Below are 13798 nucleotides of genomic sequence, written 5' to 3'. Positions count from 1 at the left end.
CCCTCACCAAGAGGCGCGCACAAACCCCGGCCCGCAAACGGCCGGGGTTTGCTTTTGCCCAATCATCCACTACCAATCTCTGGCACTTTTTTGGATGATTAGATGACCGCCCTGCCTCTCGATCCTTCCCGCATTCGGGCGCATTTTCCCGCCTTTGCCGAACCTTCCCTTGTGGGCCAAGCCTTCTTCGAAAATGCCGGCGGCTCCTACACGGCCCGGCCTGTGCTCGACACGCTCGAGCATTTTTATCGCGCCACCAAAGTGCAGCCCTATGGCGTTTACCCGGCCTCCATCGAAGCTGGCGAGGCGATGAACCGCAGCTATGAGCGCATCGCCGAGGCGTTCAATGTCGATCCCGACTGGATCCATTTCGGCCCCTCGACCTCCGCCAATACCTATGTGCTGGCCAATGCCTTCGGCGGCTGGCTCAAGCCCGGCGACGCCATCATTGTCACCAATCAGGATCACGAGGCCAATAGTGGCAATTGGCGGCGTCTTGCCGCGCGCGGCATCGAAGTGCGCGAATGGCAGGTCGATCCGCAAACCGGCCGCCTGAACCTCACCGGGCTCGACGCCATTCTCGACGCCAAGGTGCGCCTCGTCGCGGCGCCGCATTGCTCCAATATTGTTGGCGAAATCAATCCCGTGGCCGAGATCAGCGCCCGCGCCCATGCCGTCGGCGCCGTCACAGCCATCGATGGCGTCAGCTACGCCCCCCATGGCCTGCCCGACCTCGCCGAGCTCGGCGCCGATATCTACCTGTTCTCGGCCTACAAGGTTTATGGCCCTCATCTCGGCGTCATGGCCATTCGCCCCGAGCTGGCACGCGCCCTGCCCAATCAGGGCCATTACTTCAACGACGCCAAGCTGCGCTATCGCCTGACGCCCGCCGGTCCCGACCACGCCCAGATCGCTGCCGTCGGCGCCATTGCCGACTATTTCGAAACCGTCGCTGAGATCGCCGGCGGGACTGGCAATCCCTTTGCCCGAGCCCGCAAGGCCATGCGCGACCAGGAAACCGCCCTGGTCCGCCCGCTGCTCGACTACCTGCGCGGCAAAAACAATGTGCGCCTCGTCGGCCCCGACGACGCCGAAAGCCGCGCCCCCACCATTTCGCTGATCCTGTCCGAACCCGGCGCGACAGTTGCGGCGCGCCTCGCCAAACATGGCGTGATGGCCAGCGGCGGCAATTTCTACGCCGTCCGCCTGCTCGAAGCCATGGGCGTCGACCCCAACCACGGCGTCCTCCGCCTCTCCTTCGTGCACTACACCACGCCGGAGGAGATCACCCAGTTGATTGCAGCATTGGATGTCGAACTGCCCTGAGCCTTCCTCACAGTAGACCTCATGGTGAGCCTGTCGAACCACGAGGTCGTGGCAATATCCAGTCACGACCTCGTCCTTCGACAAGCTCAGGATGAGGTCTGCTGCAAATCCGGTAATTCATGTCCCGCCCCCTCGCCGCGCTAACGCTCCTGTTCTGCACCATGCTCTGGGGCTTCGCCTTCGTGGCACAAAAGTCGGCCATGGATGCCATGGGGCCGCTGACCTTCTCCGGCACCCGCTTCATCATCGGCGGCCTGCTCATCGTTCCCCTCGCTTTGCGCGAACTCCGCCGCACGGCCAGCCGCCCGACCCTGCGCCAATGGCAGCTCGTCGCCCTGATGTGCGCGGTATTTTTCGCCGGCTCCATCCTGCAGCAATATGGGCTGATGCTGACTACGGTGACCAATTCGGGGTTCCTCACCGGTCTCTACGTCTTCTTCGTCCCGGTCATCGGCTTGGTTGCCGCGCGCATCGTGCCCCACCCCATCATCTGGTTCTGCGCGCCCATAGCGCTACTCGGCATCTACCTGCTCAATGGCGGCAATTTCGACAGTTTCAATCTCGGCGACGCCCTCATCATCGCCTGCGCCGTGTTCTGGGCCCTGCATGTCCTGCTGCTGGGGCACCTGGCCACCGCCACCGGCCTGCCCATCCTGCTCTCGGTGATCACCTTCCTCAGCGTCGGCATTATCTCGGCCGTGCTGGCGGTCCCCATCGAAGCCCCCGACTTCACCAGCATCAGCAATGGCTGGATGCAGATCGCCTATTCGGCCTGCTTCTCCACCGCCGTGGCCTTCACCGGCCAGGCCATCGCCCAGCAATATCTGCCCGCCGCCAACGCCGCGATCATCCTCTCGGCCGAAAGCCTCTTCGCCGCGCTCGGCGGCGCCCTCATCCTGGGCGAACGCCTCCCACCCATCGGCTATCTCGGCGCGGCGCTGATCTTCCTCGCCATCCTGCTGGTCGAAACCGTGCCGCCCCTCTGGGCCAGGCGGCGGGTGTCCTAATTGCTATACCGGTGCATCTGATAGGTCCGGCACACCACCAGCATGAAGCATCCTTTCAGCGAAATCTGGTCTTCGCCCACCTGGGTAATGGTGCCGCTGGCGCTATGGCCATAAAGGTGCAAATCACCCTTCCACTGATTGGGCTTGATCTGCGGCGCATGGTCGATCAGCAGCGTATTGAGATAGGGCAGGTTTTCCGGGCTATCCCCGCCATTGCCCAGCCAGATCAGCTCGGCGCATAGCTGGGTGCCGTCCCCGCATAACGTGACCTTGTAGCGCGAGTCCCGGCTTTCCACCTCCCACACGCCCACCGGCGAAGCCAGCGCCGGCAGCGTCGCCGCCGCGGCAAAACCCAGTGCGGCCAATGCGCGAACCATTGCCTTCATGCCAATTCTCCCACGGACCAATCCGCCGATAGATAGGAGCCCATGCTGCCGCCCGCAAACTGAACTCGGGCTGAATGGCCTGTCATGTCCCCGTCATGCAATGCCGCTAGCCTCTGCCTTGTCCCGGCGATCCCCATGCAGCCCGGACTGCCGCGCCCCACGTCCCCAACGTCGCGCCCGGCCTTTTGGAGCCCGGCCGCCAACCCCGGCTCCGCCGATCAGATCGGCATTTCGGCCGCCCTCGTGGCGGCCTCTTTTTTGGCAAAACTGTTGAACGCCATCGGCGAGGCTTCTAGCCTTGTCCATTCCGGTCTATTGGCTTGATGAAACACCCGGCGCCAACCCCTCGAGTCCCGCAATCCGCATGGCCAAGCTTTACTTCTCCTACGCGGCAATGAATGCGGGCAAATCGACGCTCCTGCTGCAGGCCGCCTATAATTACCGCGAACGCGGCATGCGCCCGCTGCTCTATACCTCCGCGCTTTATGCCCAGGATGGCGTCGGCCTGATCAGTTCCCGCATCGGCATTGCCGAACCGGCCGAGCTCTATTCATCCGAAGACGATCTCTATCAGGCCGTCCGCGACCATATGGACGAAGCCAAGGTCGATTGCGTGTTCGTCGACGAGGCGCAATTCCTCACCCCCGACCAGGTCTGGCAGCTCGCCCGCGTCGCCGATCGCCTCAAAATCCCGGTCATGTGCTTTGGCCTGCGCACCGATTTCCGCGGCAAGCTGTTCCCCGGCTCCAGCCAGCTTCTCGCCATTGCCGATGTGCTGCGCGAAATCCGCACCATCTGCGAATGCGGCGCCAAGGCCACCATGGTCGTCCGCCAGGATACATCGGGCCGCGTGCTGACCGATGGCGAACAGGTGTCGATCGAGAAATCTGTCTATATCTCCCTCTGCCGCAAACATTGGGAAGAAGCGGTTGGCCGCTGGCCCGTGAAAGGACCCGAACATGATCGTTGAGACCTCCGAGCCCAAGGGCGCGCTGACCATCCGCACCCTGGCCATGCCCGCCGATACCAATCCCGCCGGCGATATTTTCGGCGGCTGGGTGATGAGCCAGATGGATATTGCCGGCGCCATCGCCGCCGTCGAGCGTGCCCAGGGCCGTGTCGTCACCGTCGCCGTCGAAGCCATGACCTTCATCGCCCCGGTCAAGGTGGGCGATATCCTGTGCGTCTATACCTCCATCGAGCGGGTCGGGAACACCTCGATCACCGTGGGCCTCGAAGCCTGGGCCCGCCGCAACCGGCTCGACGATCGCGTCAAGGTCACTGAAGGCCGCTTTGTCTATGTCTCGCTGGGCGAAGACGGCCAGAAACGCCGCATCGAACCCTGAAGCCATCGTTCAGCCCACATTCACCTGACTGATGTTTATTAGCGCCATCAACCGCCGAGTGGCGGCCCACGGGGAGCACACATGAAATCCTTCCGCCTCGCCATTTTCACCGCCATGGCCGCCCTGGCGTCGGTCAGCGCCGCCTTGGCCGCGCCGGCCACCGTCACCACCAATGTCAATGTGCGCTCCGGCCCCAGTCAGCAGACCGCTGTGGTCGACGTGCTGCAGGCCGGCACGCGGGTTGATGCTCAATGCGACAGCAGCGGCTGGTGCCAGGTGAATTACGGCCGCGTTTCCGGCTGGGTCTCGGCCGCCTATGTATCGCTTGGCGGCGTGTCGATGAATCCCAAGCCACCACAGCCCCAGCCCGTGCCCGTCCCGGTCCCCGGCAATGGCGGCGGCTGGTTCCCCGGCAATCCCGGCCCGGGTCCGGGCAATGGCGGTGGCTGGAATCCTGGCAACGGCAATGGTGGCTGGAATCCCGGCTGGCCGCAGCCGCCACGCCCGCAACCCCAGCCGCCGCGGCCCCAGCCTCCGGTCTATGAAGATGCCGGCGCCTGTTTCTTCAGCGAGCGCAATATGCGCGGCCGCAGCTTCTGCCTCGATCAGGGGGAAACCATGGACAGCCTGCCTCGCGGCTGGAACGACGCCATCCGCTCGGTCCAGGTGTTTGGCGGCGCCCGTGTCGATCTGTGCTCCGATCAGTTCCAGTACGGCGCCTGCGTGACGCTGCGCTCCGATACCCCGCGCCTGCGCGGCCAGATCGACAGCCAGGCTTCCTCGGTCGACGTCTATTAAAGTATTGAACTAGCAACCATATCGGGACGGGGCCGGGAACTTCTGTTCGTCCGGCCCCGTTTCTATTCTAGTGTGGCGAAAATTGTCTGGCGTTGAGTGAGGAGCGTCATCCATGAAATCCCATAAAGGCAGAACGCTGCTGAAGATCATTGCGGCCATCGCTCTTGCAGCGGCCGCTATCGTGGTCTTCCTGCCCGCCACCCAGGCGGCCTCGGGCACCGCTGTCACCCTCCACCAGCAGACCCTGCGATAGCTTCCCGTTTGGGGGGGACGCGGCAGGTCCCCTGCGCAAAACGCCGCATCTTCAAGGGCCGCGCCCACCTTTTCTTTCTGCATCCGGGGCTTGGAGATCGGGCGGCAGCGCGGTAAGTTGCGCGCGCTTTGTTCGCGAGGGTTCCATCATGCGTCTTGTCACCACTCTCATTTCGGCCTGCCTGGCCATCGTCATGCTGCTTGGAGCCGCCACGGCCAGCCTTGCTGCCGGCGAGACCGGCACGCACGCCTGGAGCGTCAAGCCCTTGGTCCTGGCCTCTGGCCCCGACCGCTCCTTTGCCGTCACCGGCCACATCCCGGCCGACACCCCGATCCGGGTGCTGCGCTGCCAGCGCGACTGGTGCCTGGTTGCGGCCAATAACCAGCGCGGCTGGGCCTCCAGCCTCTATGTCGATTACGGCCGCCACCCCGAGCCCGTCATCGTCCATGGCCGCGGCACCGTGTGCTTCTTCGAAGGCACCAATTTCACCGGCGCCTCCACTTGCTTCAACAGCGGTACCACCATCGACGATCTGGCCCTGCAAAATCTCGACAACCGCTTCGCTTCGGTGCAGCTGACCGGCGCCGTCTCGGTCGCCACCTGCCGCGACCGCTACTTCCAGTCCTATTGCGAACGCATCGTGCAGTCCAAGCCGGCCCTCCCCACCTATCTGCGCGGCACGGTCTCCTCGATCAAGGTCTATTGATCCCAAACCGATCCAAGGCATACGACAAACAAAAAGGCCCGCTTCACGCGGGCCTTTTTCGTTTTGGCGTTCCAACACCCCGCCGTGCGGCGATGTTCTCTTTAGGGGCGTTCTCCCAAGCCAGGTTCCACCGTCATTGCCCGGCTTGTCCGGGCAATCCATGCTTCAGCTGATGCTGAGAGATGGATCACCCGGACAAGCCGGGCGATGACGATGAACCTACCGCGCCGGCAGGCTCAACCTGACGCCAACGCTGCTACGATCCTCGCCCGAGCCAATCCCATCCAGCCGCGCCGACAAACCGATATTGGCGCCGCCCACCAGGCCAAACCCCACCAGGCCAAACCCCACCGTGCCCGACAACCGCCCTTGCAATTCGCCCAGTTCCGAACCGCCGGCAATGTCCAGCACGCCTTCGGCCCGCAGCCCCAGATCGACCACCACGCCATTGTCCAGCGTCAGCCGGTAGCCGATCCCCGGCCCCACAGCCAATTGCCCCAGCCCCGCCGTCACCGCCGGAATGCTCACGCCCAGACTATCGGCATAACCATCGCTGGTTTCCTCGAAATAACTCAGCTGGGCACGCGGCGAGAAGGTCCACGCGTCGTGGCTCCATTGGCCTTGCAGCGCCGCGCTCAGCAGATAGCGCGTGGCGTCGAAATCATCCTCATAACTGCCGCTTGGGCTGATCGTATTGGACGATTGCCCGCCCGCCGCCAACAGGTCGAGATAGAGATTGTCGCTCAGCCGCGCCGTCAGATACGGCCCCGCCAGCCACCCCGTGCCCGATGCCTTTGCCCCACCGTCAAAATTGCGCGAAGCAAAATCGAACTGCACGAAACCGCCGATCAATAGGTCGGGATTGAGCAGATAATCCGCTCCCAGCGCGGCGCTGCTGAACTTTTTCCCCGCCCTCGCTGTCAAACAGCGAGAAATTGCCCTCGAACCACACATCCAGCGCCCCAGGCTGCTGGTTGCCCGCCATGGCGTCGATTGCCGCCAGTGAGGTCGAAACCCCGACCGGCCCGCCCTCGGCTACCCCAGGCAGATAGTTCAGCAGCGTCGAGCCCAAGCTGCCGCCGCCCGAAACCGCCCCGTTCAATCGCCCGATACGGCGCTGCCCGTCCGGCATATTGGCCAATATCTGTCGCGCCCTGCCGTCGAGAAATTCCTCGATCAGCACCGTGGTCGCCTCCGCCGAATTGACCGCGCTAAAAGTGCAGATCACCGCTTCGCCCGCATCCAGCACGATGCTTGCCGTGCGGCTCGCCACATCGCCCACGCTGTCGCTGTCCGAACAGACCAGCCCCACCAGGCTATAGCCGGCCCCGCTCATATCGTCGGCTACCACGCTATAGCGTCCCGCCGGCAGCGCGATATCGGCGCTCTGCCCGCTGCCGCCCATCGTGGCAATCGACAGGTTTAGCCCCGACGTCGCCGAGCGGAATCCGAACACCGCGTCGCTGCCGGCCGTTTCCTGCCGGATCGTCACCGAACCCAGCGCCGCCGCCTGCACATCGAGACTCACCTGCCGCGTGGTATTCCCGCTGCCATTGGTCTGGTTGACGAAAGTCACCGCGCCGCCCACGGCGCCAGCCGTCAAGCCATTGGCTCCGGCATTGAGGCTCACCGTGATATCCGTGCTGCCACCCGCCGCCAGCGTAAACGGCACGCCATCAGCTGCTCCGCTGATATCGAACACCCCGCCTGGCCCGCTCACCAGCACATCGATGTCGCTACCGCCGCCATTGCTCAGCGTCCAGGTCTTGGATGCCGGCGCAAACGGACCGCCCACCGGTCCCGAGGCGGAGAAATCCCCGCCATCGCTCACGCTCAAGGCACCCGGCCCGACATAGGTGAAGCCACCTGCCAGTGTCGCCCTCGCACTGCCTTTGCTGACCACGATATCCACCGCACCCACGCTGCCCCCGGGCGCGGTTGCGGTGAGTGAGGTATCCGAATTCACCGTAAAGCTGGCAGGCACACCACCAAAACTCACGCCGGTCGTCCTGAACAGATCTGAGCCGCTGATCGTCACCGCCGTTCCGCCCGTCATCGGCCCTTGGGACGGCGCTACGCCGCTCACCACGGGCGTCGCCGGAACCACCGTAATCGTCGCCGTGGAATTGGCCGTGTAGGCGCCATTGCTGACCCGTACCTGGAAGCTATCGGTCCCGAAAAAATTGGCGGCCGGGGTATAGGTAAATGAACCATCGGCGTTAAGACCGAAGCTGCCCGATGCCGGCGGAACCACCAGAGTGGCGACCAGATTTGCGCCCGTGTCGTTGGCCAGCACGCCATTGGCGGCTGAAACCACCAATTGCTGATCTTCCTGCACGCTGTAGCTGTCATCCACAGCGACAATGGCGTTTCCGTCGATCAAAACGCCGGCTGTCGACCCCACTCCAGCGAGCGTCAGCACCGCATCGCTGCCCGTCGCGTTGCGGATGGTGCCACCGTTGAGCGACAGCATTCCGATATTGATGCCGTCGAAATCCACGTCACCGGGATCGACGACATAGCTGAAGCGGAGCGCGGTCGAACCAGAGCCACTGATATAGGACGCTTGTTTCGTTGCCGCGCCCACTGTCAGCCCAATGCTCGGTGTTCCCGTGACCATCACCGGCTGGTCGAAATCGACGATAAAGTTCAGGTTCTGCGTGACGGTCCAGATGCCATTCGCAGGAACAGTGACGGACGTGACAACGGGCGGCGGCGCGGTCCCAACGGTCAACGAATAGGACTGCGCACCGGAGAACGGCCCGCCCGCACCACTGGCAGTGCTGTCTGTCGCGCGAACCACGAAATTATAGGTGCCGAGCGCAGTCGGCGTGCCGGAAAGCACCCCGCCGGAACTCACACTCAGCACGGGCGGCAGTGCCCCTCCCGGCTCCACGGCAAAACTATAGGGCGCTAACCCGCCAGTCGCCGACATCGTCTGCGAATAGGAGCCGCCCAAAACCGGGTTCGGTAATGTCGCCGGGTTGACCGTAACTGTCTGCGCCAGCGCGGCAACCGTCAGCGCCGCCAGCGCCAGCACCGCCATTGCCACGCGCCAAGCCGCCGCCAGCGCAAGGCTGGCCATTCCCCCAAACCGCATCGTCCGCCCCGCCACTTCAGGCGGATTTTTCCCGCCCCCGCCTTCTTTCTAGGGGCCGCCACCCGCTCCGGCAACCGGCGGCAGGGCGACATTGCCAAATAATTTTCTGTCGTACCATGAAGTTACCCCATCACCCCATTCGTACTGACACCCCCTGTCAGCAGCCCTGTTCCGTCTCCGTTCATGCAATGCTAATGTCGGCGACACATTGCAATATGCTGTGCAATTCCCCATCTTGAACGCTCCCCCAGAGCAAGTGTGTTTTCATGGCCGACAAATCCGCGCGCCCCGGTAAAGCTGAATTCTCCATCGACGACTTTCTCGGCGAGATCGAGAAGGCCGAAGATATTGCCGCGAGCAAACCGCTTTACGCCGAGCGCATGAAGAACAAGCGCGCCCTCGATCGCGCCGATCAGAAAGCCGCCGCCGACGCCGCGCAGGCCGAAGCCGATGCCGCCAAGGCCCTGGCCGATGCTGCCAGGAAAAAGACCGCGCTGGAAAAGCGCCGCAGCACCAAGTCGAACAACGACACCGCCACCGGCATGGCGGCCAAGACCGCCAAGACCAAGATCAATTCCGTCGACCGCGTCGACTTCTCCGGCATGGGCGAAAGCCCCCAGGCCGGCTTCGGCCACATGCCGTCGCCAGCGGCGCGTAGCGCGCAAAACGAGAACGCCGCGGCGCAGTTGCAGAGCGTGGTCTCCAGCGCCAGGTCCAAATCCGGCTCCAGCCGCACCGTCGAGGATGCCCAGACCGTCGGCGTCACCGCCACGGTCAAGGCGCTCGAACAGATCATCCTGCATGGCCGCAAGGAGGTGGAAGGAAGCTCCCCCTGGGTGCCGCACAAGGCGCAGAACAGCCTCGAGAAGCGCCTCGCCGGCCAGCCCTTCCGCATGGTCACCAATTACCAGCCCGCCGGCGACCAGCCCACCGCCATTGCCGAATTGGTCGAAGGCATCAACAATGGCGAGAGCGACCAGGTCCTGCTCGGCGTCACCGGCTCGGGCAAGACCTTCACCGCCGCCCAGGTCATCGCCCAGACCAATCGCCCCGCGTTGATCCTGGCCCCCAACAAGACCCTCGCCGCCCAGCTCTATGGCGAGTTCAAGAGCTTCTTCCCCGACAACGCGGTCGAATATTTCGTTTCCTACTACGATTACTATCAGCCCGAGGCCTATGTGCCGCGCACCGATACCTATATCGAGAAGGAATCCACCATCAACGAGCAGATCGACCGCATGCGCCACTCGGCCACGCGCTCCATCCTCGAACGCGACGACGTCATCATCGTCTCCTCGGTGTCCTGCATTTACGGTATCGGCTCGGTCGAAGACTACACCGCGATGACCGTGGACCTGCAAAAGGGCCAGAAGATCGACCAGCGCGAGGTCATCGCCAAGCTCGTCGCCCTGCAATACAAGCGCGGCGATACCGGCTTCGTGCGCGGCACCTTCCGCGTCCGCGGCGACACGATCGAACTCTTCCCCGCCCACTATGAAGCCGCCGCCTGGCGCGTCTCCCTGTTCGGCAACGAGATCGAGTCGATAGTCGAATTCGACCCCCTCACCGGCAAAAAATCCGCCGACCTCACCTTCATTCGCGTCTTCGCGAATTCCCACCACGTGACGCCGCGCACCACCATGAACCAGGCCATCAAGGCCATCCGCAGCGAACTCGCGGCGCGCCTGCAGGAACTCAACGGCGCCGGCCGGTTCCTCGAAGCGCAGCGCCTCGAACAGCGCACGCTGTTCGATCTCGAAATGATGGAAGCCACCGGCTCCTGCGCCGGCATCGAGAATTACAGCCGCTACTTCTCCGGCCGCCGCCCCGGCGAGCCGCCACCGACCCTGTTCGAATACCTGCCCGACAATGCCCTGGTCTTCGTCGACGAAAGCCACGTCACCATCGGTCAACTCGGCGCCATGTATCGCGGCGATCTGCGCCGCAAGGCGACCCTGGCCGAATACGGCTTCCGCCTCCCGAGCTGCATGGACAATCGACCGCTGCGCTTCGAGGAATGGAACGCCATGCGGCCGCAATCGGTCTATGTCTCGGCCACGCCGGGCAAGTGGGAAATGGACCAGACCGGGGGCGTCTTTGCCGAACAGGTCATCCGCCCCACCGGGCTGATCGATCCCCCGGTCGAAATCCGCCCCGCCAAGGCGCAGGTCGATGACGTGATCGACGAAATCCGCAACACGATCAAAACCGGCTATCGCACCCTCGTCACCGTCCTCACCAAGAAAATGGCCGAGGACCTGACCGAATATATGCACGAACAGGGCATCAAGGTCCGCTACATGCACTCGGACGTGGACACGATCGAGCGCATCGAAATCATCCGCGACCTGCGCCTGGGCGCCTTCGACGTGCTGGTGGGCATCAACCTGCTGCGCGAAGGCCTCGACATCCCCGAATGCGGCCTCGTCGCCATTCTCGACGCCGACAAGGAAGGCTTCCTGCGCAGCGAAACCTCCCTGATCCAGACGATTGGGCGAGCAGCGCGCAACATCGATGGCCGCGTGATCTTGTATGCCGACAAGGAAACCGGCTCCATGCAACGCGCCTTGGCCGAAACCACCCGCCGCCGCGAAAAGCAGGTCGCCTATAACGAGGAACACGGCATCACCCCCGCCTCGGTCCGCTCCAACATCCACGACATCGTCGACAGCGTCTACGAACGCGACCACGTCACGATTTCCATCGGCAAAGGCAAAGACGGCAAAGAACGCGTCGAAGTCGGCGCCAACCTGGCCGCGGTCATCAAAGACATGGAAACCCAGATGCGAGAGGCCGCGACGAATTTGGAATTCGAGAAGGCTGCAAGACTGCGCGATGAAGTCAAGCGGTTGAAGGAGATGGAGTTGGATACGTTGAGCGGGGAAGTGAGTTAGGCAGAGGTACCTTGCTCCTTATTTGCTTTCCAGCAGACGCTGAAGAATCGATTGGGCCTGAGCCTTCTCTATCTTGTGGTGCAATTCCCTGAGCTCATTGCCATGGCAATGGTGCAAGTAGTCTCCGCTGCCACAAGGGCACCTTCTGTATCTGACGCCTTTGCGCCGCGCTAGGAAGCGAAGATATCTGGTCACTTTAGCCTCGTCAGCCGAAATGCCAAGGAGTTCGGCGGCGGCCTCCACAATGCCCTTTAGGCCGTGGCTCAGCTCGCCAAACGGCCAAACTTTCGTACGCTCGAACTCTTGGTGGCCGAGGAAAAAATTCCGGACCGGACCCGTTAGAAAGTCTACCAAACTCGCGTTCGGATTGCCCGCGCGCCAGACCTCAAAGACGCAAGTGCAGCACGTGCCCGATCCGTTGCGGTGCTGCCCATCTTTCACCCTTCCTCCGCGCTCAAAGACCTTCGGCTCAATTTTGGGAAAGCCCTCAACCTCGATCCTGACCGAATAGCTGTCGAAACTTTCGCCATTCAGGACGAGTTCGAATTGGCCGCTCAAGACCAGAAAAGGTTCGACCTGCTCAATAAGCAGGTCGGGGAATTTTTCAGCGATTTCCGAAAGCTGACGGGGAGAGACCGGGCAACTCACTATTTGTTTCGCGAGCTCCACGGACGTGTTGCAGTTCCTGCCTGCCGAACGTCGCTTACTGCTGCGGCGGCCACCTGTTCACGATATTCGGCCGAACGCACGACCGCAGGCGCCGGCAGAGCTTCTACTTCTATTAAGTCTTCGTGTTTCGGAATTCGCTGACCGAATGCCTCTTGCAGTAGACGTACTGCCTCAGTTGGTGAGGCGGACATTTCGATCGCTCTCCGCACCAAATTAGCCAAGCTGCTGGCCGCCGCCACATACTCATTGCGCTGATCCGCAGACCACCCCTCGTCTAGCCGCTGGCCGTCTACAACAGGGTTGTCGATCCTCGCCGACAAAAAGGCCGGAAGGGTCTTGGCAATCGACAGAATGGCTAGGTCATCGCGGCTATCTTCGAACCCCTGGGGATCAGCGTCGTAGGCCGCAACGATGCCCGCCATTATTGCGATAGATGATAGGCGAGAACTCTCCCACTGGAAGTCGCGCCAGCCCTTAAGGTACTTTGAAACCCGTCTGACTTGGCTACCATGGTTATCAACGGCTGTTTGGTACCAATCGCCCAACTTGCGAGGATCGGACGGCTTCCAACCTTCCTTCCGGTGCGCAAGCATAATTTCGCTTCCACTAATGCGGCGGTAGAGGTCAGCGTCAAACTCGACCTCATCACGTATGCGTGCTGCATTGTCCACCAGGCCCTTCTGCAACTGCGCGGCAGCAGCGTCTTCAACCAGTTGAGCGAACTGCGCGTCAGGAATCGCATAAAGTGCTACGTCCACGTGTGCCGTTTGAGAAATCTCTACTCGCACGCAAGAGTCTTTGGGATCGCCCAACTTCCAGCCCTTGGTCTTGCACAGAGGCAGCAAAATCCGCTCGACTGCCGCGAAGAGCCCTTTGCTGGCAACGACCGGATGCCTAGCGCCATTGTTCGTCAGGTAGGAGACCGGCAAGAATAGCCCGTCGTCCAGATCGATCTGCTGAGGTGGAAACTGTGCAGGTTCAACCTGAGTACGATAGGAAAAGCTACCCTGCATGTGAAATCGCGGACGTAGCGGCGGAGTCGGGAAGCTGGAGGCCACGTCCTCAAACAAAATCGCCTTTTCGACCACGTCAGCCCAGTCGCGCAGACCGCGCTTCAGAGCAGAGCGAATATCGTCGCGAGCGGCGCGAAGCTGGTTCTCTTGATTCTCCGTAACCGTGATAGCGCTATGAAAACTGCCGTAGGTCGTTTGGTTCTCGAACAGGCGGTGGGCATTCAAGGCCATGGAGGACGCTCCTTGATGACATGGTTAGCTTTGCATATATGAACTGCGTCAATTCGTCGCAAGAGCGGT

12 protein-coding genes and 1 pseudogene are annotated in these 13798 nt (G+C 62.5%); 8 read left to right on the top strand and 5 right to left on the bottom strand.

Annotated features, from left to right (window positions below):
* The first annotated feature begins 102 nt into the window (after window positions 1-102).
* A complete protein-coding gene (locus N8A98_RS15135) occupies window positions 103-1326 on the top strand; it encodes an aminotransferase class V-fold PLP-dependent enzyme (RefSeq protein WP_262166491.1) in 1224 nt (407 codons plus the stop codon).
* Window positions 1327-1445: 119 nt separating this feature from the next.
* Complete coding sequence (locus tag N8A98_RS15130; RefSeq protein WP_262166489.1) at window positions 1446-2333, top strand: DMT family transporter; 888 nt, start codon at window positions 1446-1448, stop codon at window positions 2331-2333.
* On the opposite strand, the gene N8A98_RS15125 is transcribed toward N8A98_RS15130, so the two are convergent.
* Entirely contained in the window at window positions 2330-2719 is a 390-nt protein-coding gene (locus N8A98_RS15125) for a DUF2147 domain-containing protein (protein ID WP_262166487.1), read from the bottom strand. The two genes, N8A98_RS15130 and N8A98_RS15125, sit on opposite strands and share 4 nt — an antisense overlap.
* A gap of 364 nt (window positions 2720-3083) precedes the next feature.
* On the opposite strand from N8A98_RS15125, the gene N8A98_RS15120 reads away from it, so the two are divergent.
* The 5 genes from N8A98_RS15120 (at window position 3084) to N8A98_RS15100 (ending at window position 5822) form a co-directional block, all read left to right on the top strand.
* Window positions 3084-3689 carry a thymidine kinase gene (locus N8A98_RS15120; protein ID WP_262172009.1) on the top strand — a complete coding sequence of 202 codons (606 nt, stop codon included), beginning with the start codon at window positions 3084-3086 and terminating at the stop codon, window positions 3687-3689.
* Window positions 3679-4065: an acyl-CoA thioesterase gene (locus tag N8A98_RS15115; RefSeq protein WP_113123918.1), complete on the top strand. Its 387-nt coding sequence runs from the start codon at window positions 3679-3681 to the stop codon at window positions 4063-4065. Before N8A98_RS15120 ends, N8A98_RS15115 begins: the two co-directional genes overlap by 11 nt.
* Before the next feature lie 81 nt (window positions 4066-4146).
* Complete coding sequence (locus N8A98_RS15110) at window positions 4147-4863, top strand: SH3 domain-containing protein (RefSeq protein WP_262166485.1); 717 nt, start codon at window positions 4147-4149, stop codon at window positions 4861-4863.
* A gap of 112 nt (window positions 4864-4975) precedes the next feature.
* The gene (locus N8A98_RS15105) at window positions 4976-5116 is read left to right on the top strand and encodes a hypothetical protein (protein WP_262166484.1); all 141 of its coding nucleotides are present in this window, start codon (window positions 4976-4978) and stop codon (window positions 5114-5116) included.
* Window positions 5117-5264: 148 nt separating this feature from the next.
* Window positions 5265-5822 carry an SH3 domain-containing protein gene (locus N8A98_RS15100; protein ID WP_262166482.1) on the top strand — a complete coding sequence of 186 codons (558 nt, stop codon included), beginning with the start codon at window positions 5265-5267 and terminating at the stop codon, window positions 5820-5822.
* A 219-nt stretch (window positions 5823-6041) separates the two neighbouring features.
* Here the strand turns inward: N8A98_RS15100 and N8A98_RS15095 are convergent, their stop codons facing one another.
* Together N8A98_RS15095 and N8A98_RS15090 are read right to left on the bottom strand one after the other, a co-directional pair.
* Complete coding sequence (locus N8A98_RS15095) at window positions 6042-6659, bottom strand: autotransporter outer membrane beta-barrel domain-containing protein (RefSeq protein ID WP_262166481.1); 618 nt, start codon at window positions 6657-6659, stop codon at window positions 6042-6044.
* Window positions 6628-8907, bottom strand: coding sequence for a cadherin-like domain-containing protein (locus N8A98_RS15090; RefSeq protein ID WP_262166479.1), 2280 nt, complete (start codon window positions 8905-8907; stop codon window positions 6628-6630). Before N8A98_RS15090 ends, N8A98_RS15095 begins: the two co-directional genes overlap by 32 nt.
* Before the next feature lie 893 nt (window positions 8908-9800).
* On the opposite strand from N8A98_RS15090, the pseudogene uvrB reads away from it, so the two are divergent.
* Window positions 9801-11789, top strand: a pseudogene (gene uvrB / locus N8A98_RS15085) (excinuclease ABC subunit UvrB); the annotation flags it as partial.
* A gap of 45 nt (window positions 11790-11834) precedes the next feature.
* Here the strand turns inward: uvrB and N8A98_RS15080 are convergent.
* Together N8A98_RS15080 and N8A98_RS15075 are read right to left on the bottom strand one after the other, a co-directional pair.
* Window positions 11835-12485, bottom strand: coding sequence for a hypothetical protein (locus tag N8A98_RS15080; RefSeq protein ID WP_262166477.1), 651 nt, complete (start codon window positions 12483-12485; stop codon window positions 11835-11837).
* Window positions 12464-13729, bottom strand: coding sequence for a CBASS cGAMP synthase (locus tag N8A98_RS15075; protein ID WP_262166475.1), 1266 nt, complete (start codon window positions 13727-13729; stop codon window positions 12464-12466). Before N8A98_RS15075 ends, N8A98_RS15080 begins: the two co-directional genes overlap by 22 nt.
* Window positions 13730-13798 lie beyond the last annotated feature (69 nt).

The organism is Devosia neptuniae (assembly GCF_025452235.1).
GTDB lineage: Bacteria > Pseudomonadota > Alphaproteobacteria > Rhizobiales > Devosiaceae > Devosia.
Note: the sequence above shows the minus strand (reverse complement) of the source record. Positions and strands in the feature narration are given on the sequence as shown.